The sequence below is a fragment of the Holtiella tumoricola genome (assembly GCF_027857615.1).
Classification (GTDB): Bacteria; Bacillota; Clostridia; order Lachnospirales; family Cellulosilyticaceae; genus Holtiella; species Holtiella tumoricola.
In genome coordinates, this window is sequence record NZ_JAQIFT010000016.1 from 233,739 (window position 1) to 256,764 (window position 23,026).

The window sequence follows — 23,026 nt, forward strand, 5'->3', positions numbered from 1 at the left end:
ATGTTAATCACTCTAAAATGTATCAAATAATCGTAACAATTCTTCAGGGTTTAATTTTTTCACTAACCCTTCACCATTTAAATCTTGTTCCATTACGGATTCAATAAGTTCTTTTTTACTTTCTTGTAGCTCAACAACGCGTTCTTCTACAGTTCCTCTTGCAATAAGACTCACCACATTCACAACTTGTTTTTGTCCAATACGATGTGCTCTATCTGTAGCTTGGTCTTGTACAGCTGGATTCCACCATGGATCAAAGTGAATGACCATACTAGCACTGGTTAAATTAAGCCCTGTCCCACCTGCTTTTAATGAGATTAAGAATACTTGCTTTTCATCCGTCTCATTAAACGCTTCTACCAGTTCTATTCTTTTCTTAGCTTCTGTTTTCCCATCTAAATAACTATAACTAATCTCTTCTTGTTCAAATCGTTTTCCAATATGCCCAAGCACTTTTGTAAATTGTGAGAAGACTAAAATTTTCTTATCCTTATTCTCATTAATCAAATTGATAAGTACTTCTAACTTAGAATTTTTCCCTTGATAATTTTTTACTAACCATTCTGGCATCAATGCAAGTTGCCTTAATTTGGTTAAATACGTAAAGGCTATAAGTCCCTGGTCTGCTCTACCAAACACTTGCTCCTTCGCCATCTTATTAAAGGCGTTGTAAGCTTTCTGATGCATTCCATCTAGTGGCACATAAAACTTCTGCTCTATTTTATCTGGTAACTCATTTGCTACTTCCTTTTTAGTTCTTCTTAAAAGAAATGGCTTAATCATTTCTTTCAGTGCACCTATTTGATTATGCCCTCCCATAAATACTTTTTGGAATTTAGCCTTTGAATAAAGATACTCTGGCATAACAAAATCAAATATAGACCAAAGTTCTAGCAAGTTATTTTCAATCGGTGTACCTGTTAAAGCAAATTTATGAGTTGCTTTAACAGTTTTAATTGTGCGTGTCAAAACAGCATCCGGATTTTTAATCGTCTGAGCCTCGTCAATAACGCAAAAGTCAAAGTTCTTTCCACTATAAAATGCCACATCATTTTTATAAGTTGTGTACGTAGTTAGTAATACATCATAATCTTTATAATTGTTAATAAGTTGTCCACGTTCTTTGTGTCCATGTACAATAGCAATCTTTAGCTCTGGGGCGAACTTCTCAAATTCTTTCCTCCAGTTATAGATAAGCGCTGTTGGCGTAATAATAAGGCTTTTTTTATCTTTTTGACTCAATATAAAAGTAATAACTTGTAGTGTTTTTCCAAGTCCCATTTCGTCAGCCAATATCCCTCCAAATCCATACCATGCTAATGTGCTAAAAAACTCATATCCTTTGACTTGATAGTCTCGTAGAATAGGGCACAAAGTATCCGGTACCTCTACCTTCTTCTGTTTTTTCTTCACTTTTGCTAGTACTTGGCTAACATACTCTCTTCCTTCCATAAAGCTCATATGCTCTTCTAAATACTCTTCTAAATAAAGCATCTTAGTTTGAGGAAGAATTAATGTACCAAAATCATTGTAGAGCCCTAATAATTCAATAAATTCAAAGGTCTCTTTTAATCTTTCATCACCTAAATCTAAACAGCTTCCGTCTTCTAGACGATAAAGTTTTTTTCCTTCTTTAAATGCTGTATAAATTTTTCTTTGTTCACTCTCTTCTATCCCTTCTATACTAAAATTCATCTTAAGTGTACCATTTCTAGCAGGGGATAAATTTACATGTACTACAGGGCTATAGACTACCCCTTCTTTATCTTCTACTACATCCTGTTTTGTTCTTAAGCTTTCAATTCCTTTTAAAACTGTTGCTACTACATGAGGACATATTTTAATATTTCCTGCTAAATGAATTGCACTTTGACAATCACAACTCGCTTCCACAGTCCCTCTTCTTGAATCAATATTCGCCATGCATGTATAATTTTGACGGTGATATTCATCCTTTACATTTGCATAAAAGGTAGCACCATATTCAGTCGTATTTACATATTCACCATAGACACATTGATTTTTATAAAGTGCCTGTCCACTCTTATATTTCATACTATCTGTATGAAGCTGCAATAATGCTGGAATTCTATTTAAATCCATTTTTTCACCTCTTTCTAGACAAACATAAAATCCTCAAATAACTACTAGGTATATCTGAGGATTTACGCATTTTATTTTATTTTCTGATGGCATTGTATCACATTCGCATTAAAGTTTCTACCCATAAGACCTATTACTACGCTTATTCCGTGATCATATCTAATTCTTTTCTTAAAAGCTCAATTTCTTTTCCTAATCGTTCTTCTATGGCATTCTGCATCATTTTAGTTGTTTCATCTACTGTATATTCTTCATCTAGTGAGAGATTTAAAATGTTCTCCCATATTTCAAATCCTTTTTTATCTAACGGTGTTATCCTATACTCTTGTGTTTTGCTAAGTACTTCATAATAAAGCTGTTGGTCTTTTTGTCCTCCTAAAAAGGTATTTTCATGATTCAAGCTTTCTTGAGTTTCTCTAGAAGGCAAATAGCCCGGTATATTTCCTAAAGCCGCTGAATCTTGCTCAAAATTATAAAATCTTATAAAATTCCAAGCACCTTCTTTGTTTTTCCCTTCTTTAGGAATAGACATCAATGTACTGTTATTCCATCCATATATATTAAATGGCAAACGGGTTACTCTCCACAAGCCTTCTTGTTCGGGTACTAATGTCTGTAATTCATTTGCTCCCCATGTACCTAGGTAGAGCATAATTAAATCCCCATCTCTAAGTGCCTGTCTTCCTCTTTCCATCCAAATATCAGCATAAAGTGCTAACCTCTCTTTGTGAACTTCTTGAGATATGCCTAGAGCTTGTTCAAATTCAGACGTTATACGTACAAAATTTAAGTTTTCATCAAAACATGGTCCTGCCAATCCAGCTATCCACACTGCATTTCCTGCCCATTGAGAAAGATATTTGTTGTCTTTGGCAAATACACGACACATCTCTAACCATTTCTCTGGGTCCGCCATATATATCCCCAACGCCTCAGGCTCTGAGGGGAATCCATAAGCCTCCATCACATCTGCACGATAATACGTTACAACAGGTGCTGTAGCAAAAGATAACCCTATTAGTTCCTCACCACCAAATGCTTTACCTAACTGCCATAATTCAGGATCAAAGTCTTTTTTATAAGCTGATGCATTATAAGGTTCTATACTTAAATTTTCAAAAGAAGATAGAGTATTAAAATTAGCCCAATCTGTACTATCAATAATCATAAGATCTGGCACCTCTCCTGTCACAAGCGCATCTATATAATTACTTACATATTCCTCATAAGGTAACACTTTTACCTCTACTTCCATATTAGGATATTGTCTATTGAAATCTTCTATTACTTCTTCCCATCCACCATAATGTGACCATATGGTTAACTTTTCCCCTTGTTGTTCAACTTCTACCCTACCAATGTTTGAAATATCTATCGGCTCTTTCTCTGTACATCCCACTAACATACATACTAATACCACAACTACCCCTACTGCTCTCTTCATACCTTCTCCTTCAACGGCTTATTTATTCTTTTTTACATTATATAAATACACACTTTTATCTCTTCTATTTTTGGAATGATACATGGCTTCATCGGCTCTTTTAACAATTTGATCTATACTATTACCATGATCAGGATAAATACCTATTCCTATACTCGCAGTTATCTCTCGCATTTCTTGATTCAATTTAAAACTTTCTTCAAAAATTTGATTAGCGCTTTTTCCCAATGCTACAATAGACTCTTTTTGTATTGTTTGATGAATGAGTACAAATTCATCACCACCCAACCTAAAAGCCTTAGTTTCATACGACTCTAATCTTCTAAGACGTGCTGCAACTTGCATTAATAACTGATCGCCTACATCATGCCCCAATTCGTCATTTACTTGTTTAAATTTATTAAGATCAATGAATATAACACCAACTTTACCTGCTGCCTTACTATTAACAAGGTTATTCAAATACTCTTTAAAATAAAGACGATTTGCAAGTCCTGTTAAAACATCGTAATAAGCTAATTCTTTTAGCTCCTCTTTCGATTCTTGAAGCATTTCAAACATCTTATCTAATTCAGTGTACATACTTTTAAAGTTCTCTACTAACAAATTGATTTCGCTTATTCTACTCATTGGCCAAATGATTTGTTCTTGTGTTGTCAAACGACTCGGCAAATGATCAGTTAATGTTACTAATTCATTAATAGAGTTTAATAAAACACGATTAAGTGCCCAAAATGCTATAAGAACGAATAAAATAAAGACACTCATAATTTGAAAATGTGTTAAATATTCTTCCATAACCATTATCCTATAGCGATCTATAGGAGTAATAATATGTATATTAAGCTGGCTTTTTATAATAGGTAACTCAAATATATAATAACCTTTTAATTCTTTACTAAATATTTTAACAGGCCTAATCTTAGAAATTTCAACATATGAAAAATCTTCTTTAATAGGCATAATTTCAATATCTGATGCAATTCCTTCTTCTATACTAGGTATAGAATTCATAATCACTTTATTAGTATCTGTAGAAATCATTAGATAAATAGGTTCTTCTCCTATATATTGATCTACAATTTGTTGGATATGGGCTACTTGAACCTTACCTTGTAACTTAAACTTTTGTAACTCTAGCTTCGACCAACTCATAATCTTTTTATTAACTTCTTTTGCTACTGTTTGAGCTTGCTTATAATTGTTCTCTTGATATACCTTTTGCATCTGGGCACCATTGGTAATAATTGTAATAAAAAATGGTGCCAAAATAGTTCCCATGATAATGTGAAAGGCAATTTGACTAAAAGATACTGTAGGCATACTTGCTTCTTGTCGCTGCCTAAAAACTTTCCAATAATAGCATATGATCTGTGCTATAAATGCATTGAATAAACTATTGATCAAAAGATTGATTAAACTAAAAATCATCTCATTATTCTTCATTCCGACCAGTAAATAACATGCCATATTTCCCCAAAGCCCAAATAAGCACCAATAAGTAAGTACATTAATAAATAAATTCTTTCTTCTTTTTTTTCTATAATAGTAGCAAACTACTAGCACTTCCAATAAACCTATGACCTGAATAGGATTAAAACCTCTTACTACAAAACTCAATATATAAACAAGAATTGTCGCACCTATAACATGCTTATAGGCATATATACCCCCAATTATAAAAAGAAATAAATTCCCAAATGTAAAACCTATATCAAATATATAGTGCATTGGATTAATATTTGCAACAAAAGCTGCCATAAAAAGTATGGCAAATATTATGTATCTCCCCATTTCCCCTCCCATTTTATGTCATTTTTCTACATTTTTATACTTTATTATACCATCTATTGCATTAACCTTCTATTACTTTATAATTTCTGGTCTACACTTTTAAATTCACACCATTATAAATAGCCTTCTAAAACTATTTTATAAAAAAAAGCATGGCTTATTGCCATGCTTTTCACCTATACGTTTAATATTTCATCAATAAAGCTTTGATTCTCTTGTAGTACTTCTGAACGCATTATAAAAATTCTAACATCTTTAATATCTCTGATCCAGCTATGAATATGATCTTCTGTTTCTTTAAATGCTTGTAATTTTTCATCAATTGCCTTTTCATAGCTACTTAAGCGTTCGGTTTCCCCTTCTTCTTGACGGCGTTCCGCTAAAAAGGCTTGTAGATTATCTTTTAATTCTTCTAAGTTGTTATGAAGCTCTACATATTCTACAAGTTTAACATCTTCTCTTTTATGATTAATAGTACGCTCATCACTCCAAAGTTCTAATTGTCCAACGAGTTCATCTAATTTACGTAAATCACCTTCAAAACATTCATATTGCTCTTCTAATTGTTCGTTATAACTCATAAGTCCTCCTAAAATGCTATCGCTTTCTTTTTTAGATTATACAAGCTTTTAGGCTGTATTAAAAGCCATATTGTAATATTTATTCATAGTATCCAACAAAAGTCGCTGTTTCTAGCTTACTATTCCACTCAACCTTTAAGTCAAGCGCACGTGCTACTTCTCCAATAGGAACCATTGTATAGCCTTGCTTTAACTTGGCTGATGTCTGCATAACTACTTTTTCACCATCTACATACATCGTATCTGAATTAATTTCAAGCTCGATCACTTTATTTGCATACACAGTTAAGACTTGTGTCTTGGCATCGTATTTAACATTTCCTTGTCCTATACCAAGTGCTTCAGCTACATATTTAATGGGTACCATTACACGCCCATTCTCTATATAAGCTGGCACTTCTAAGTGATAATAGCGTCCATTTACCGCATAAGCTTCTTCTCCTAGCTTAAATGTAATCACTTTGCGATTTTTAGGACCAATATCTACTAATACAAAGTCTTCATTTATAATAGGTGCAATCGATTCAAAATGATTATTTTTACTAATAGTTTGTTCTGATAAACTCGAAAGAGCAGGACCTCCAACAGCCACCTCAAATCTTCCCTGTGGTACAGTACCATCTAATGTAAGTCCAAAATGCTTAATGACAATAGTAGAAGGGATACTAGACTCCGCAATAATAGGAAGTTCTACACCTCCATCTATTATTTTAGGTTCACCCACTACTATATCTCCTTCGATCACGGCTACAAGAGGTGCCTTTGAAAGGTGTATCATAGAAGTGTCTATTCCTATGAATAAAGAAGCATTTTGTTTGAGAGCACCTTGTTTATTCTCTTTGATAGTAAGACTCCCACCCATTTGGTCTTTGACACCACTTTTTACTTCAACAGCTTCCACCTTTACATTTACAGGTTGTGCTACACTAAATAATTTCTCATCTATCTCATTTGGTAAAGCACTTCCTTCTAAATGTACTGTCACATTCCCACTAAATTCTGTAGGTATTTTTACGTTAAATTTAAAATTAAGATTTTGCTTATTTCTTAAGCTTTCTTCATTTAAAGCATTTATTTTGAACCCTATACATTTCCCATTTTCTATAAGGGCATCGTATTGAAGTGACATGCCTTCAACCATTACGTCTACTTTTCCATCTTTTTGCAATACTTCAACACCACTAGATACTGTTATAAACATTGCTCTTTCTTTTAAAAGAGAATCTTGCATATCTTGTAATAAAGTAAAATTTACTTGTTTAAGTTGACCCGATAAAATATAGGCTTCATTTTCCACTTTTAAAGTTACTTTATACTCACCAAGCTCTAATACTTTAAAGCTTGTTTCTTCTACTAAATCGCCTGTTACTTTCACAGTAACCTCTTGTATTCTAGGTTGATGATCTTTTGCCTTTACTAAAACACCTTCTAAGGTAAATGCTCCTTTACTACTTTTAGGCACTTCTTTAATTGTATCTGGTAAAGTAATTTGTAGCTGTCCGTCTGAAAGTAATTTCAAATTCTCTTTGCCTACGTTAATGCCTTCAAAGCCTTTACTTCCTACTAATTTGCTACTATCCATTAATTCAAACATAAAATCTGTATGCTCTAAACGAAGTAAAATAGTATTTTGTTTCCCTTGTTCTAAGCTACTACGTATCTGCCCTACATAATTTTCTTCTATATTAATCTTAGGCATCATACCCTTTTCAGTTACTTTTTGTATTTTCTCTATAGGTATAACTTTTGCTTTGCCTGAAGCAATGTTGGCAAAAGTTAACATTTCTTCTGTTACTGTTGTATTATTGCTATCAATATGAAGTTTTGCTTCTTTTCCTGCTACTTTCACATATAAAGGAATCTCTAATACTTTTCCTTTTTCTAAATTCCCTTCTACAACCTGTACTTCAAGCTCTATAGGTGAAATTTGTTTACCTATAACCAAAACGTCAGGCTGTTCTTCTGTCTCATCAACTTTAAGTAAAGTCATCTCATCCTTTGTCCATATTGCATCTTGCAAATTAATATAGAATCGATCTCCTTTTGACAAACCATCATTAAGTTCTATATTAAGCGTTGGTGCATTGACCTCATTTTCTTCTATACCAAGTACTTCTCCCTGTCCAACTGTTACTACCTTTGTAATATGATTAATGGATTTTGCCCATAATAGATTAGGCATAATCCCTAGTGTATATATTATAATGATACTTGCTATAATCCGCTGGCGTCTTTTCACATTACCACCCACTTTCTAGTTTGTTGTCATGCTACTATTTACGTCCGTGAGAATGATTATACGCTTCCTATACATGTACCTCAATAGGAGTTTGCTGGATAAATTTTAATAATCCTTAAGATAATTTAATATTTTTTTCTACACAATATTAAGATTTCATATATATGATAGTGATAGTAAATCTATTATCGTAAAGGTGAAAGACATATGTGTACAAATACAACGCTAACTAAAAAATTTATTAATAGTTCCTCTATGATCGGACTACTTTTAACCATGGTCTTTTTAGTCTATGGATTTAAGACAGGCATTTTTACCTCTCCTGAACATCTTTCTGCATTTATAAAGCATATTGGAATATGGGGGCCTATTATATTTGTCATTATTCAAATCATTCAAGTTGTAATTCCTATTATTCCTGGTGGTATAAGCTGTGTTGCAGGGGTTATCCTATTTGGTCCACTCTATGGTTTTCTTTATAATTATTTAGGCATTGTAATGGGTTCTATTATCGTATTTGGACTTGCAAGATACTATGGAACGCCATTTATACAAAACTTAGTGTCACAAAATACTTATAATAAATATATAGGTTGGCTAGATAAAGGGCGCCATTTTGATAAATGGTTTGCACTTGCTATCTTTCTTCCTGTTGCCCCAGATGACTTTCTTTGTATGCTTGCTGGCTTAACTCAAATGAGTTATAGACGCTTTATTGCTATTATTATTCTCGGAAAGCCTGCTTCCCTTCTTGTCTATAGCCTAGGTCTTACTGCTCTCCTTCAATCTCTTATGCACATGCTCTAATAAATTAAAAACTATAAAAGAAACTACTATTTTAATAATAGTAGTTTTCTTTTTTGTACTATTATCCATTTTTGTTTTTGACCGATATAAATTTTGTATTCATATACAAATTATATACAAGGAGGAATTTTATGCAAAAAAAAATTGCTTGGCTTTTAATGAGTGCAGTTGTTACAACTAGTACATTGCCTGCTCCACTCACTCTCGCCTTGCCCACTAGTGCTTATGCACAAGAAGCCTATGGTGACTTAGAAGTTACAGTAGGTTTTGACTATCCTCTTCACTTTGTAGATGCTACTCACACTAAAATGCAAGTGACACTTCTACAAGATGAAAGTGAAGTCTTTACTTTAGCCTTAGGAAAGGACATCATTGAACAATCATTTAACTTAAATGGTAAATCCTACTCAGTAACAGTCTCGCCACAACTGAAATCGGATAGCACAGTTCAATCCTACGCTCTTAACTTCCACCAACTTCCTGTAGGGGATTACAGAGTGCAAGTAGCTGGTGATGGTTATAAGACCTATACATCTAGTAATATGTCTCTTAGCCAATACTCAAAACATCTTTATGTCAATTCTGCCAACGCTACCTTTACCGCTGGAGATTTAAACCAAGATGATGCCGTTTCTAACGAAGATTTAAAACTTCTTGAAGAAACACTTAATCAATCAACTAGCAATATACAATATGATTTAAACCGTGATGGACTTATTGACATTACAGACATGACTTATATCTACCAAAATATAAAAGCTACTGAAGGTGAAAAGCTGTTAGATACCTCTCTTATCCTTGGTACTACTATTGATTTAACAACATCTAATCAAGATCTTAAAGATGCTAATAGTGAGCATGTTACTATTACAGGGTCCCTTAACAACTTACTAGATAGTACGATACCTGAGGGGATTAGTCTCACAAATACTGCCGGAACTATAACAGAGGAAAGCCCTGTTCAAATCCCTATCGTCTTTAATGAACCTGTTGAAATGCAACAAATTGCATTTACAACACCTGCTTCTGAGGATGGTATTACTAAAGGTACACTTATTATAGAGCAAGAAAATGGTTCTCCACTTACATATGACTATGACTATACAAACGAACCTGTAGCCACAAGAAGTGCTTCTTTCTTTAATACTCAAAAAGAGATTGTTATTCCTCTTGGCAAACAAGTTGCTGTAAAGAAAATTACGATTCAAGTAACTGGTACTGTAAGTGGTAAAGATACTGCTGCTGTAACAGAGATTAAGTTCTTAAAAGATATTGTAGATGATGCCATTGACCAAGAAAAAGGCTATATTAAGAACCTCACTGCTAAAGCTGGCGATGAAGAAGTCACACTAAGCTGGGACCGTGTACCAAATGCTTCTGGTTACACCATCGAATACGGTACTCAAACAGGCAACTATACAAAGACATTAACAACTTCTAAAAGTTCTATGACTATAGATGGTTTAGAAAATGATATGGATTATTACTTTGTTGTACGTGCTACAAATGGTGCTTGGGAAGGTCCAATCTCTAACGAAGTATCTGCTATGCCAAAACCTGGTTCCGCACCAGCTGCTCCAGGGGGGTTATCACTTATTGAAGGTGATGGCATGCTTACTGTTAATTGGGGTGCAAGTGAAGGTGCCAAAAGCTATAATCTCTACTATCGTAAAGCTACAGATTCTAGCTATACACAAATTAAAGATATTACAAGTGCACGTTATGACTTAGTTGGATTAGATAATGATATGACTTACTATATCTATGTCACAGCAGTCAATGCACGTGGTGAAAGCTCGCCTTCAGCTGAACTTGTGGGAATACCAAGCAAACCAAATACAGATGCACCACTTATTCCAACTTATAATCAGCTTCCTACAAGTGCGATTACGAATATTGAATTAGTAGATCCAAACAATATTAACTTACCTCACTATCCAAATGGATTTGATATTAATAATATCATCGATGGTGATTTTACAACCCATTGGACTGCTAAAGGTTGGGGGCATAATGCTGGTGTAAGGGTAACCTTCGATCAACCTTATGATATGAACTATGTAGTACTTGCCCCAAGACAAGATGGTGATTTTAAACGTGTTCTTCATTACTACTCTATTAAGGTTTGGGAAGATTTAGAGAGCGAACCAAAAGTTCTTGTTCCAGGTTGGACAGTTATTCCTGGAAAAGATCATGAAATTGTTTCAAAAGGATATGCCGTACTTCCTTTCCCTAAATCAAAAGTTCAAAAAATTGAAGTACGTATACGACAATGGGATGGTTCTCCTGCTGGATCATTACCTACTATATCTGAAGTTGACTTCTATGAATATTACGGCGTTGAAGAAGAGCTACGTGCCCTCTTTACAGATGACGCTTACAAAGCACTTAAATCAAGTGTTACTTTAGAAGAAATCGAAGCTATTGAAGCAAAAGTTCAAGGATTAAATGGTGAATACTTCATTGACCAAGATATTCTACTTGAAGAAGTCAAAATGGCTAAAGCTCTTTATTATAAAGAAGCGAATGCACTTGGTCCTATTGTAACAGTAGAAAACACAAGAAATGCATCAAGTGACCGTGATCGCCAATTTGCTTATACCTTAAATGATTTGCAGCCTATAGGGGCAGCTGTTGTATATGATCAAGATAAACTCAATCGCAAGTATCCAGATCACATTGTTGCCTATGTCAATGCACCAAAAGAAGGTTCACTTCCAAAACTCATCTTCACTCAATATTATGGCGAGGCTTCTAAATGGCAAACTGCAGTAGAACTCACACCAGGTCGTAATGTTATTGAAATTCCAAAACTCACTAACATCAACACACCTGTTGGTGGTTCACTCTATCTACAATATAGTGGAGATCAAAAAGATATAGAAGTTCATCTTGAAGGTGTAACTAAAATTCCTACACTGGATGTACAAAACATAAGTGATTTAAGTGCAGCTGCTACTATTAAATCTGATATTAAAGATTATCTTCTTGCATTACAAGCACACCAAGCACTACTCAAAGGAACGCTTACAATAAATCCTCTTAACTCAACTGAAATTGGTACAGATAAAGTACTTCTTTCTCTTCCAAGTGCTGAGGTATTAAAAGCTATCCAAAACACAGCTGGTAATGATTTAGATGCACAAGTAGATGTGCTCTATAATGCACTTATTACATGGGATCAGACTATGAATCTACACTATCAAATTGCTGGTTTAAGCGAAGATGCAACTGAATCTAAAAATCGTTTCCCATCTTCTCGTATTAATATTCGTACAATGCGTATGACAAAAGCCTTCATGTATGCAGGTGGTGCACATATTGGTATTGGTCATGGCTCTAGTGGTAACTTAGTAACTTGTCCACCAGACGCACTTTCTGGCTACTTTGGCTGGGGTATTAATCACGAAATCGGACATGTCTTAGATATGCCACGTCGTACCTATGGTGAAACAACTAACAATATTTTCTCATTATTTGCTCAAACGATTAATGATGGCCCTTCACGCTTAGAAACAAGTAATAAGTATGAGGATATTTATAAAAAAATCGTCTCTGAAAATCCAGGTATGGCAACTGACGTCTTCGTTTCATTAGGATTATTCTGGCAACTTCATCTAGCCTATGACTATGATGAGTTTGTAGGCACTAATGCCTTCTATCCTCAGCTTCACAGATTATACCGTGATAACTTTGAAACACCTTCTACTAATGGGGATATTGATGAGAAAATGAATCTTTTGATTCGCCTTGCGAGCGATGTTGTAGGTAAAGACTTAACACCATTCTTTGAAAAATGGGACATTAAAATCTCTTCTGATACCAAAGCCTATATGAGTGCCCAAGGTTATGAAAAAGAAACACGTGCAATCTATTACCTAAATGATGAAGCAAGACGTTATAAGCTTGCTGATGGCCCTGGTATTAATAATTTTAATCTGACTGCTTCTGCGACTAAGCTCGACCTAGAAGCTCATTTAGATCCAGCTGTAGAAATTAATATTGAACTTGCTAACCCGTCAGATGCTGAGCATATTTTAGGTTATGAAATCTATCGTAATGGTAAACTTATAGCCTTTACAACAGAATCTACATATATTGATGAAATCAGTTCTCTTAACAATGTAAGCCTTGACTACAGCGTAATTGCTTATGATAAGTTACTTAATGCTTCATCTGAAGTATCTTGTAACTCTGTTTATATTAATTATGATGGTACTTTAGATAAAACAGGCTGGAACTTTGACTTTAGCGATGTCACTACTGGTAGTGCACTAACTATTGACATGCAAAAAGTTCAGACCGTAACAGGACTCAAAGTATCTGATGTTGTTACAACCACCTCAGGTGCCTATACCTTACTTGTAAGTACAGACGGCGAAAATTGGACAACTGCTAAAGCTTCAACTTTAGACTCTGGCGATAACTATCAGTACTTTAATAAACCAGGCACCAACTCTGATGATCAACGTATTTGGAGCTATGATGCACGCTATATTCAAATTATAGGGGATATCATAACCATACTTACTCCAAGTCAAATAGATATTATCACTTATCCAGGAGATGCTATCTACTTTATTGAAGATGGTATCGGTAAACTTAAGCATGATTTCTACATTGGAGACCCTGATCTTGAAAATGGTATACTACCTAAAGGTTCATTAGTAGTAGTTGGAAACTATCGTGGTAATCCTGTATTTAATAGTATGGAAATTCACGGTAAATACTTAGTTGAAGCCCATGGTAAAGAAGCTGAACTTGTGGAAGCACCAATTGCTGGGGATATTTATCTCTTTACAGAAATCCCTGAAGATAACCAAGTATCTACAATTGATCAAGGTATCTGGATTTTTGTTCCTAGCGATCAGACCTTACTTGATGCTTTAACTCATTCCGAATCCGAAGAACACGAGGAAACACTTGAACTATTAACAGCTATCAAGGCAGTCCTTTATCGTACATCGGATGCTTCAACTACAGATAATGCCTATATAGTAAGTGATACACCTTGGATTATTCCAACCGCTGAGTCACTTATTACCTTACAATAAATTTTATTAATGGGAGCATGATATGAAAAAAATAATATTCCTCATGTCACTATCTCTAAGCATGCCTACTTTTGCTCTTTCACCTTTTGGTGTAGAGTTTAAAGTTAATGAAAAAGCTTCAAAATTGCAAATAGAACTTACCAATGTGCCTTCTGGTACTAAGTCCTTTCAATTAGCGTATAACCTTGAAAATGTTCAAGGTTATACAAAAGCATTATGGGCATCCTTCTTAGAAAGTGGCCATACCTATATCCAACTTACACCTAGTACAGATTCTGTATCAGTTACGCTCTATGCTATTGCCGAGCAAGCACTTCCAAGTGATTTTACACTTATAGAATTAGATCTAGATACAGATTCTAATTGGGCTGTACAAAAAAATGTCTCTATCAAATATCTGAATGAATTTTTAGAAGAAACTACCCTTCCTACTTTTGATGCAAAGCTTACTCAAGTAGAAGATAATAACTCTGGTAATGATGGTTCTGGTAATGATGGTTCTGGCAATGGTGGTTCCGGCAATGGTGGCTCCGGCAATGATGGCTCTGGTAATAGTGGCTCTGGCAATAGTGGCTCTGGCAATAGTGGCTCTGGCAATAGTGGCTCTAGTAATAGTAACTCCACCAATAGTAAACCAACTAAACCTTCTACACCTGATGTAGAAATCCAACCAGAAACACCACTTATTGAAACCATTCATTTTAATGATGTAGATGAGCATTGGGCTAGTGATTCTATTAAACGCATGGCCCAAAAAGGTCTTATTACAGGCTACATAGATGGTAGCTTTAAACCTAATGGCACTACAACACGTTCTGAGTTTGCAACATTAATTGCAAAAGCTTTTGAGCTAAAGGCTACCACACCAACTCATCCATTCCAAGATGTTAAATCTAACGTTTGGTATACAGATGGTATTTTAGCACTTTATGAACGTGGTATTATTACAGGTCTTACACAAGATACTTTTGGTGGTGACACATCTATCACTAATGAACAAATGGCTACAATACTCTATCGTACATTAGAAAGCCTTGATATTGAACTTCCATTTGTACGAAGTTATATACCATTTAAAGATAGTGAAATCATTAGTCCTTACGCCCTTGATGCCGTTAAGGTCATGTACGAATCAGGACTTGTTAATGGTCTTTCAGATCATAGCTTTGCACCAAAAACATTAGCAACACGTGCACAAGTCGCAACTATACTTGATCGTATCCTTTTACTTATTAACAACTAACCTTAGATTACTATATAGTATAAATAAAAAGGATGTTGCAATTTTTAATTGCAACATCCTTTTTATTTATACTTATAAACTATTTATATTTTTTTAACCACTTCTGATTTAAGTTTCATCGCACCGAAACCATCGATTTTACAATCAATGTCATGTCCGTCTGTTGCTTCATGAATTAAACGAATACCTTTTACTTTTGTACCAATTTTGATAACAGATGAGCTTCCTTTTACTTTAAGGTCACGGATAACTGTTACTGTATCACCATCATTTAATACATTTCCATTAGCATCTTTAATAAGTAATGCTTCTGCTTCTGCTGCTGCACCTGCTGCAGTCCATTCATGTGCACATTCTGGACAAATTAAAAGGCTTCCATCTTCATAAGTATATTCTGAATTACATTTTGGGCAATTTGGTAAAGTAGACATATTCTAGTTCTCCATTCGTCAGTGTTTTTACAAGTTTATATAGTATCATATTCTTTACTTGTTGACAAACTTAGTTTTAGTTTTTTTACCCTTTTTCATAACTAAACCTTATAGTCTCCATATTATATATTTATTTTACCTATTTTAAATTATAGTTTATAGTATAAGGTAATATCAGAATATATTACATACTATTATAAGGAGTCCCTCATGATTGAATCACAATTTAAACATTTTTTAACCCACTACCTCAGCATGCCTAGTCCTGGTGGCTATACTGAAAAAGCTATCTTAAACTGTAAACAAGATTTTGAAGCACTTGGCCTTTCTACTCATCTTACTAAAAAAGGCGGGCTGATTGCAGTTCTTCCAGGTAAAGATACAAGTAAACAAGTTGCCATTTCTGCTCATATGGATACTTTAGGTGGAATGGTAAAAGAAATCCTTCCTAATGGGCATATCCGTTTCCATAAAATTGGTGGCGGTCTGTATCATGCATTAGAAGGTGAAAACTGTACGATTATCACTTCAACTGGTAAAACAGTAAGAGGTTCTATTATGCCTCTAAAATCTTCTACACATCTTTATGGTCAAGATGGTGCTAGTGAACCACGTAATGAATTTAGTGTTGCTATTCGTTTAGATGAAAAAGTTTCATCTGTATCTGATGTTCATCAACTTGGTATCCAAGTAGGTGACTTTATCTACATGGATCCTAGACTTGAAATTACAGAGAATGGTTTCATCAAATCTCGTTACATCGATGATAAAGCCTGTGTTGCTATTGTTCTTGAACTTTGTACTAGATGGGTTAAAGAGGGTATTCAGCCTAATTATACAACTTTCTTCTATATCAGTAACTTTGAAGAAATGGGACATGGTATCTCTAACATCTTTAACAGTAACTCTTCATTTTCTAATGTCCACGAATTTGTAGCACTAGATATTGGTATTGTCGGCCACACACAAACTTCTAGTGAATATAAAGTAAGTATTGCTGCAAAAGATGCAAGAACAGTGTATGACTACGCTCTTAGACAGAAACTTGTAAACTGCTGTGAACAAGACAAAATCCCTTATGCCGTAGATGTCTATAACCGTTATAGCTCAGATGCTTCACAGGCTATGGGATTTGGCTGTGACTTTAAATTTGCATGTATTGGGCCAGGTGTTGATGCAAGTCATCATTATGAACGTACTCATATGGAATCTATACTTGCCACTAGTAAACTTATAGAAAGCTATCTTCTTAATAACTTAATAGAAGAATAAGTAAAACCAGGTATTACTTCTTTTTAGATGTAATACCTGGTTTTTTATCATTTTATCAAGATGTCTATTACTGATATGACCATGCCAATTTTGCTACAACTGGATAATGATCTGATGGATACTTTTCATTTACTTTATCTCTACATATTTCTATATCTTGAATTTCAATATCATGGGTTGTAAAAATATAATCTATAGGTTTACCTACTGTTTTCCCTTTAAATCCATGATAGCTACGCCCTATTTTTTCTTCTTTACAACTATATTTTTCAGTATAAGCATTTTGAAGAGACAGCTCTCTTTGTAGTTTAAGCTCTTGCCACCATTTCTTAAATGTCTTACTAGATGGTGTTGCATTAAAGTCACCCATTAACAGTACTGGTGCCTCATACTTTTCATAGTGTTCTTTCATTTTATCTGTAATTAATTTAAGGCCATTAATACGTGCTAAATAACTTAAATGATCTAAATGAGTATTAAATATATTAATTTTTTGTTCTTCATTATTTTTTAAAGAGAGAGTACATGTTGTACAAATTCTAGGAAACATTGCTAGCCAAGCTCTACTTGGTTTTTCTGGTGTTGAAGATAACCAAAATGTATGCTCCTCTTCCACTTTGAATTTGTCTTTAAGATAAAATACAGCTGTATACTCTCCTTTATCTTCCCCATTTCTGCCTACACCTACGTAACTATACTCAGGTAGAAGGTCTAGCATATCCTTTAAGCTGTCTGCCGTTAATTCTTGTGTTCCTATAATATCTGGCTTATTATTTTTAATAATTGCAGCAATAAGTTGTGTTCTATAAGCCCAACGATTGTCCCCAAACGCAAAATAATTACGCTTCATATTAAAACTCATTACTTTAAGTGATATTGATTTCTGCATGGTGACCTCCAGTTCATTCAATTCTTCTCTGCTTATTATTATATTGCTTATTTCTAAATAATCTCCTATATGATTATTAATTTTTCTTAATCTCTTAGTTTATTTCTTACATTGTATAACTATAATGTCATCTAATCAAGAACTTCTTCATTTTTTCTTCATAGTAATTTTGTCCTATTCCTAAGCTTCTATCTATCAAATAAACAAGTGGCTCTTGCCACCTTTCTTTTACTATTGCACAAAAAGCCTAGATTTCTGAATTAGAAATCTAGGCTTTGATATGGAGATGAGGAGAATCGAACTCCCTACCTCTTGAATGCCATTCAAGCGCTCTCCCAAATGAGCTACACCCCCAAAGTTAAAGCGGCTGACGGGAATCGAACCCGCGTTCCCAGCTTGGGAAGCTGGTGTTCTACCATTGAACCACAGCCGCTTATTTATATTTTTATTATACTCCAAATTTTTACTTTTTCAATATTTAAATTCTGAATTTTATATTTTATTTTTTTAATAAGATACATTAACTTTTAATTGAAATGATTACCATAAAAAATGCCACTAGGAAAGTCATACGTACTAGTCCTAGCGGCATTTTTACTCTTTTTATCATTAATCTATTAAATAAGATAAGAACTTACTTCTCCTGTGTAATAAAAGCTTAATCTATGAAGAGCTCGTGTTGCTGCAATATACAATAATTGCTTATCAAAGTTATTGCAGTAGTGATCTTTATTGCTTTGATAAACCATGACTGCATCATATTCAAGACCTTTAGCTTCAAAGATTGGGCTAATAATAAGTTTTCCATTTTTATTTTCCTCATCTTTAAAAATCTCTTGTAAATAATGCGCTTCTTTTCTCGTCTTACATAAGATCGCAATATGCTTATAACCTTCTTCAAAGTAACATGCTAAAGTTTGTTTCATATCACTTATTAAGGCCTGTTCACTTGATGCTTCTATTAGCCTTGGCGCTTCTCCATGTCTTTCAAATGGAATCACTTGTTGTGTGCTTCCTCTTAACTTACCTGCAAATTCACAAATCTCATAAGTTGAACGGTAACTCTTTAATAAATCAATTTGTAAACCTTTTCTTGGTTTTAGGATTTCCATAATCCCATCATAAATAGAAGCTTGAATAGGTTTTTCAATAGCCTGGCAGTAGTCCCCTAAAATGGTATACTGACCATTTCTAAAAATCATCTTAAAGATTTTGTAATGAATTGGATAGTAATCTTGGGCTTCATCAATTAAAACTTGCTTGATTGAGGCATATAAGCTCTCCCCTTCTAATCTAAGTTTCAAGTAAAGCAGTACTGCACCATCTTCATAAGCAACTTGCTTTTGTTCTAGACATTTTGCAGTGTGCTTCATCATTCCCTCGATACCTTCTGGTAATACTATTCCTTCTGCAAATTGATTAAAGAGTTTTTGCTTTCTCATCAATCTTTCATAAACCTTAAGTACATTAACTCTAGTAAAACGAGTAATCGTACTCATAAAACAATCATACTCTTCTTGCACAAGGCGTCTTGCTTCTTCTTGTTCATCATGGGCAAATTTGGAATCATTCTCAAGTTTATCTACTAGCTCTTTGTAATAGGCTTTTTCTAAAGGTTTAATACGTTCTAAGAGAATTTTCTCAATACGTTTCAAACGCTTAATAATAGACATGTTTATTTGGTTATCTAAAAACTGTGTTTTAAGCTCTTTCGCACCCATAATTTTTTCTTCACGGTAGTAGACATCTTTAAAAATAATGCCTTCTTTTTCAATCCATTCAATATAACGTTCAAGCATGGTCATAAATGCTTCTGAACCTTTAAAAGCAATAGATGCACGAATTCTATCACGATTTTTGCTACTAATAATAGCTTCTAGCTGACTATGCTTTTTGCCCATTCTTAAGTAATTACCAAAATAAGCTTCAAATAAATCCTCTAATGTTGCACACTCTACATTTTGTTCGCCAAGCTCTGGTAGTACTTCCGCTATATAATCACCAAATAGACTATTCGGTGATAAAATCATTACATCTTTATTGGTTAGTCCTTTTTCTCTTTGATTGTAAAGAAGAAAGGCAATGCGATGTAAAGCTATGGATGTCTTACCACTACCTGCTGCCCCTTGTACAATAAGCACATCATTTTCTTCATCACGAATAATACGATTTTGTTCCTTTTGAATGGTTTCAACTATATTCCTCATTTGTCTGGAAGTGTTTTGACCTAGTGTTTGTTTAAGCATATCATCCGTAATAGCAATACTTGAATCAAAGAAAAACTTCAGCTTCCCCTTCTCCACTTCATATTGTCTCTTAAGAAGCATTTCTCCTTCTATTTCTCCACATGGTGCTACATAGCTTGCTGGTCCTACTTCATGATTATAAAATAGTCCAGCAATAGGTGTACGCCAATCATAAACTAAAACCTCATAGGTATCATCATTCATAGCATTGTGATAACCAATATAAACTTTTTCTTCACTCTCACCGTCTTCTTTAAAATCAAAACGTCCAAAATAAGGTGCTGGTAACATCTTTTGATAATTCATAACCTTTTCTAATTGATGTTTGTACTGAGAAGTTTCGATGGCTTCCATATTGACGTACTGGCTCATATCAATGGCTTGATCAAACTCATCAATTGCATGCATACCTTCTTCCCACATTTCCTTACGTATGCCAAGGAGGGTCGCTTTTTGTTTATCTACTCCTTCAAGACCTTTATGAATTTCTTGCTTTAAAAAATCTATAGTTTGCTTTAAATAAGCTTTTTCTTGTTCTAATATAATTGAATCTAACATAGATTACTTATCCTCAACTTCCTCTTCTACTTGTTCCAAACCTTTATATTATGCTATTTTGATTTATTTAACAAGTAGAAATCCCCCCTTTGTTCACACCTCCATAATAATAGACAATATAGTTGGTCTTCTCTTTGTTTTTTCATAGAGTAATTGCTCTACTACTTTTTTAATGTTGGCTTTTAAGATATACCATTCTACCATTTGATAAGCTAAGCACATTTCTAATTCTTTTGTTGCTACTGCTTTAACTTGATTAATAAGTTCTTCTGCATCTTTTGCATAGACAAATCCACGTGTAATGACATCTGGACCCCCCATAATAGAATAGGTCTCTAAATCTATAGCTGCTACTACAATCAGCATTCCTTCTTCTGCTAGATGCTTACGATCACGAAGAACAATATTGCCTACATCACCTACTCCAATACCATCCACTAATATATTACCTGCACGTACTCGCCCTGTAATAGCAGCCTTTTCATGATCTAACTCCAGAACATCACCATCTTGTAAAATAAAGATGTTTTCTTGCTTCATTCCCATCTCTTTTGCTAAATCACTATGATGTTTTAAATGTCTATATTCTCCATGTGCAGGCATAAAAAACTTAGGATGAGTTAAAGAATGAATGAGTTTTAATTCTTCCTTATATGCATGCCCCGATACATGTACATCTTCTATATCTTTATAAATAACTTCAGCACCCTTTTTATAAAGTTCATTAATAACTTTAGATACTAATTTATCATTGCCTGGTATAGGTGAAGCAGAAATAATAAATAAATCATTAGGTTGTATTTTAATGACACGGTGATGTCCAAAAGCTATTCTTGCTAAAGCTGCCATAGGCTCTCCTTGGCTTCCTGTCGTAATAATGGTAATCTTATCATTGGAATAATTATGAATTTCTTCAAGAGGTATGAGCATATTCTCAGGTATGTCTAAATAACCTAATGTTTTAGCTACCTTTGTAATATTTTCCATACTTCTTCCACTGAAAGCTACTTTGCGGTTATGCTTTATAGAAGCATCTATAATCTGTTGGATTCTATGAATATTTGAAGCAAAGGTTGCAACGATAACACGCCCTTTGACCCCTTCAAACAGTCTTCTTAATGTTTTACCTATAGTTTGTTCAGAAGGTGAGTGCCCTTTACGCTCTACATTGGTACTGTCTGCTAACAGAAGAAGTATTCCTTGTTTGCCAAGCTCTCCTATTCGTTCTAGATCCATTGTTTGCCCATCAATGGGGGTATAGTCTACTTTAAAATCCCCTGTATGAAAAATAATACCTTCTGGCGTATGAACAGCTATACAGCAAGCACCTGCTATACTATGTGTACTTCTTATAAATTCAATTTTCATCTGCTCTAATTGAATACAATCTCCTGGCTCTACGCTATGCATTTTACAGTCTTTAGCTAAACCATGTTCTTGTAATTTATTTTCAATAATGCCTAGAGTTAGTCTTGTTCCATATAAAGGAATATTAATCTGTTGTAAAATATAAGGTACTGCTCCAATATGATCTTCATGCCCATGGGTAAAAAATATCCCCTTTACTTGATCTTTATGGGCTAATAAGTAGGTAATATCTGGAATAATAAGATCTACACCATACATTTGTTCATCTGGGAATCCCATACCACAGTCAATCACGATGATTTCACTTTTATATTGGATTGCAGTAATATTTTTCCCAATACTTCCCAGACCACCTAACGGAATAACCTTTACTGTATCACTCATAAAATACCGCTCCTTTTTTAAACTTTTTAATTTAGTTTTTCCTACATGTAAAAGTGTATGCAAAAAGTCCTACCTTTAGATTTAATTCTAAAGGTAGGACTTTTTCACATGCTTACTCACCACCAAACTTATATCCAACACCCCACATCGTTATAATAAATATAGGTTTCGCTGGATTTGGTTCTATCTTCTTTCGTAGCTTTCTTATATGAGCCATAATATTGTTATCATCATAAGTATAATTATCTTTCCACACGCCATTATAAATCTGTTCTTTCGTATATACTTTTCCTTTATTATTGGCTAATAAATATAAAATATCAAATTCTTTTGGAGTAAGTTGAATCACTTTGTTATCATAGCAGACACTTCTATTAACCATATCTATAGCTAACTTACCGCTTCTTATCTGCTCTGACTCCACTAGTGTCATTTCTTCACTCTCTTTTCTATTTAAAATCAAACAACCATATTCTTTATCTTTTAATCCTTTTAATCCTTCTAACAAATCTTCAAATTCCCTATTACTCCTAGCTTTTTCTTCAAGCTGAGTATAGATCCATTCACACACTTTAGCTTCAATCCCTATTGCCAATGCTTTTTTATTCATATG

General features: G+C 34.1%; 14 protein-coding genes and 2 tRNA genes. 4 read left to right on the forward strand and 12 right to left on the reverse strand.

Annotated features, from left to right (window positions below; translation table 11 throughout):
* Nucleotides 1-12: 12 nt before the first annotated feature.
* The 5 genes from PBV87_RS04680 to PBV87_RS22825 all read right to left on the reverse strand — a co-directional run bounded on the left by PBV87_RS04680 (nt 13) and on the right by PBV87_RS22825 (nt 8,161).
* A complete protein-coding gene (locus tag PBV87_RS04680) occupies nt 13-2,103 on the reverse strand; it encodes a DEAD/DEAH box helicase (protein WP_271011305.1) in 2,091 nt (696 codons plus the stop codon).
* A gap of 142 nt (nt 2,104-2,245) precedes the next feature.
* Entirely contained in the window at nt 2,246-3,547 is a 1,302-nt protein-coding gene (locus tag PBV87_RS04685) for an ABC transporter substrate-binding protein (protein ID WP_053984341.1), read from the reverse strand.
* An 18-nt stretch (nt 3,548-3,565) separates the two neighbouring features.
* Nucleotides 3,566-5,341, reverse strand: coding sequence for a diguanylate cyclase domain-containing protein (locus PBV87_RS04690; protein WP_271011306.1), 1,776 nt, complete (start codon nt 5,339-5,341; stop codon nt 3,566-3,568).
* Nucleotides 5,342-5,517: 176 nt separating this feature from the next.
* Nucleotides 5,518-5,922 carry a hypothetical protein gene (locus PBV87_RS04695; RefSeq protein WP_053984343.1) on the reverse strand — a complete coding sequence of 135 codons (405 nt, stop codon included), beginning with the start codon at nt 5,920-5,922 and terminating at the stop codon, nt 5,518-5,520.
* Between the two features lie 79 nt (nt 5,923-6,001).
* A complete protein-coding gene (locus PBV87_RS22825) occupies nt 6,002-8,161 on the reverse strand; it encodes a copper amine oxidase N-terminal domain-containing protein (RefSeq protein WP_271011307.1) in 2,160 nt (719 codons plus the stop codon).
* Nucleotides 8,162-8,368: 207 nt separating this feature from the next.
* Here PBV87_RS22825 and PBV87_RS04705 point away from each other — a divergent pair, with 207 nt between their 5' ends.
* The 3 genes from PBV87_RS04705 (at nt 8,369) to PBV87_RS04715 (ending at nt 15,265) form a co-directional block, all read left to right on the forward strand.
* The gene (locus PBV87_RS04705) at nt 8,369-8,968 is read left to right on the forward strand and encodes a TVP38/TMEM64 family protein (RefSeq protein WP_271011308.1); all 600 of its coding nucleotides are present in this window, start codon (nt 8,369-8,371) and stop codon (nt 8,966-8,968) included.
* Nucleotides 8,969-9,099: 131 nt separating this feature from the next.
* Nucleotides 9,100-14,022, forward strand: a complete 4,923-nt coding sequence (locus PBV87_RS04710) for a M60 family metallopeptidase (protein WP_271011309.1) — start codon at nt 9,100-9,102, stop codon at nt 14,020-14,022.
* Nucleotides 14,023-14,044: 22 nt separating this feature from the next.
* Complete coding sequence (locus tag PBV87_RS04715) at nt 14,045-15,265, forward strand: S-layer homology domain-containing protein (protein ID WP_271011310.1); 1,221 nt, start codon at nt 14,045-14,047, stop codon at nt 15,263-15,265.
* An 83-nt stretch (nt 15,266-15,348) separates the two neighbouring features.
* On the opposite strand, the gene PBV87_RS04720 is transcribed toward PBV87_RS04715, so the two are convergent.
* Nucleotides 15,349-15,696, reverse strand: coding sequence for a zinc ribbon domain-containing protein YjdM (locus tag PBV87_RS04720; protein ID WP_053984348.1), 348 nt, complete (start codon nt 15,694-15,696; stop codon nt 15,349-15,351).
* A 210-nt stretch (nt 15,697-15,906) separates the two neighbouring features.
* Here PBV87_RS04720 and PBV87_RS04725 point away from each other — a divergent pair, with 210 nt between their 5' ends.
* Nucleotides 15,907-16,968: a M42 family metallopeptidase gene (locus PBV87_RS04725; protein ID WP_271011311.1), complete on the forward strand. Its 1,062-nt coding sequence runs from the start codon at nt 15,907-15,909 to the stop codon at nt 16,966-16,968.
* A 67-nt stretch (nt 16,969-17,035) separates the two neighbouring features.
* Here the strand turns inward: PBV87_RS04725 and PBV87_RS04730 are convergent, their stop codons facing one another.
* From PBV87_RS04730 to PBV87_RS04755, 6 genes are all read right to left on the reverse strand, one after another.
* The gene (locus PBV87_RS04730) at nt 17,036-17,857 is read right to left on the reverse strand and encodes an endonuclease/exonuclease/phosphatase family protein (protein WP_053984350.1); all 822 of its coding nucleotides are present in this window, start codon (nt 17,855-17,857) and stop codon (nt 17,036-17,038) included.
* Between the two features lie 281 nt (nt 17,858-18,138).
* Nucleotides 18,139-18,211 (reverse strand) — tRNA-Ala (locus PBV87_RS04735).
* Nucleotides 18,212-18,219: 8 nt separating this feature from the next.
* A tRNA-Gly gene (locus tag PBV87_RS04740) sits at nt 18,220-18,290 on the reverse strand.
* 184 nt (nt 18,291-18,474) lie between these two features.
* Nucleotides 18,475-20,661, reverse strand: coding sequence for an RNA polymerase recycling motor HelD (gene helD, locus PBV87_RS04745; RefSeq protein ID WP_271011312.1), 2,187 nt, complete (start codon nt 20,659-20,661; stop codon nt 18,475-18,477).
* A gap of 93 nt (nt 20,662-20,754) precedes the next feature.
* Complete coding sequence (locus PBV87_RS04750; protein WP_271011313.1) at nt 20,755-22,413, reverse strand: ribonuclease J; 1,659 nt, start codon at nt 22,411-22,413, stop codon at nt 20,755-20,757.
* 112 nt (nt 22,414-22,525) lie between these two features.
* Nucleotides 22,526-23,023 (reverse strand): winged helix-turn-helix domain-containing protein, encoded by a 498-nt coding sequence (locus tag PBV87_RS04755; protein ID WP_053984353.1) that lies wholly within the window; start codon nt 23,021-23,023, stop codon nt 22,526-22,528.
* Between the last annotated feature and the right edge of the window lie 3 nt (nt 23,024-23,026).

Bases quoted from the DNA above. Each gene is read 5' to 3' on its own strand.
- PBV87_RS04680 (WP_271011305.1), bottom strand. From the start codon at position 2,103: ATGGATTTAAATAGAATTCCAGCATTATTGCAGCTTCATACAGATAGT.
- PBV87_RS04685 (WP_053984341.1), bottom strand. From the start codon at position 3,547: ATGAAGAGAGCAGTAGGGGTAGTTGTGGTATTAGTATGTATGTTAGTG.
- PBV87_RS04690 (WP_271011306.1), bottom strand. From the start codon at position 5,341: ATGGGGAGATACATAATATTTGCCATACTTTTTATGGCAGCTTTTGTT.
- PBV87_RS04695 (WP_053984343.1), bottom strand. From the start codon at position 5,922: ATGAGTTATAACGAACAATTAGAAGAGCAATATGAATGTTTTGAAGGT.
- PBV87_RS04705 (WP_271011308.1), top strand. From the start codon at position 8,369: ATGTGTACAAATACAACGCTAACTAAAAAATTTATTAATAGTTCCTCT.
- PBV87_RS04710 (WP_271011309.1), top strand. From the start codon at position 9,100: ATGCAAAAAAAAATTGCTTGGCTTTTAATGAGTGCAGTTGTTACAACT.
- PBV87_RS04715 (WP_271011310.1), top strand. From the start codon at position 14,045: ATGAAAAAAATAATATTCCTCATGTCACTATCTCTAAGCATGCCTACT.
- PBV87_RS04720 (WP_053984348.1), bottom strand. From the start codon at position 15,696: ATGTCTACTTTACCAAATTGCCCAAAATGTAATTCAGAATATACTTAT.
- PBV87_RS04725 (WP_271011311.1), top strand. From the start codon at position 15,907: ATGATTGAATCACAATTTAAACATTTTTTAACCCACTACCTCAGCATG.
- PBV87_RS04730 (WP_053984350.1), bottom strand. From the start codon at position 17,857: ATGCAGAAATCAATATCACTTAAAGTAATGAGTTTTAATATGAAGCGT.
- helD (WP_271011312.1), bottom strand. From the start codon at position 20,661: ATGTTAGATTCAATTATATTAGAACAAGAAAAAGCTTATTTAAAGCAA.
- PBV87_RS04750 (WP_271011313.1), bottom strand. From the start codon at position 22,413: ATGAGTGATACAGTAAAGGTTATTCCGTTAGGTGGTCTGGGAAGTATT.
- PBV87_RS04755 (WP_053984353.1), bottom strand. From the start codon at position 23,023: ATGAATAAAAAAGCATTGGCAATAGGGATTGAAGCTAAAGTGTGTGAA.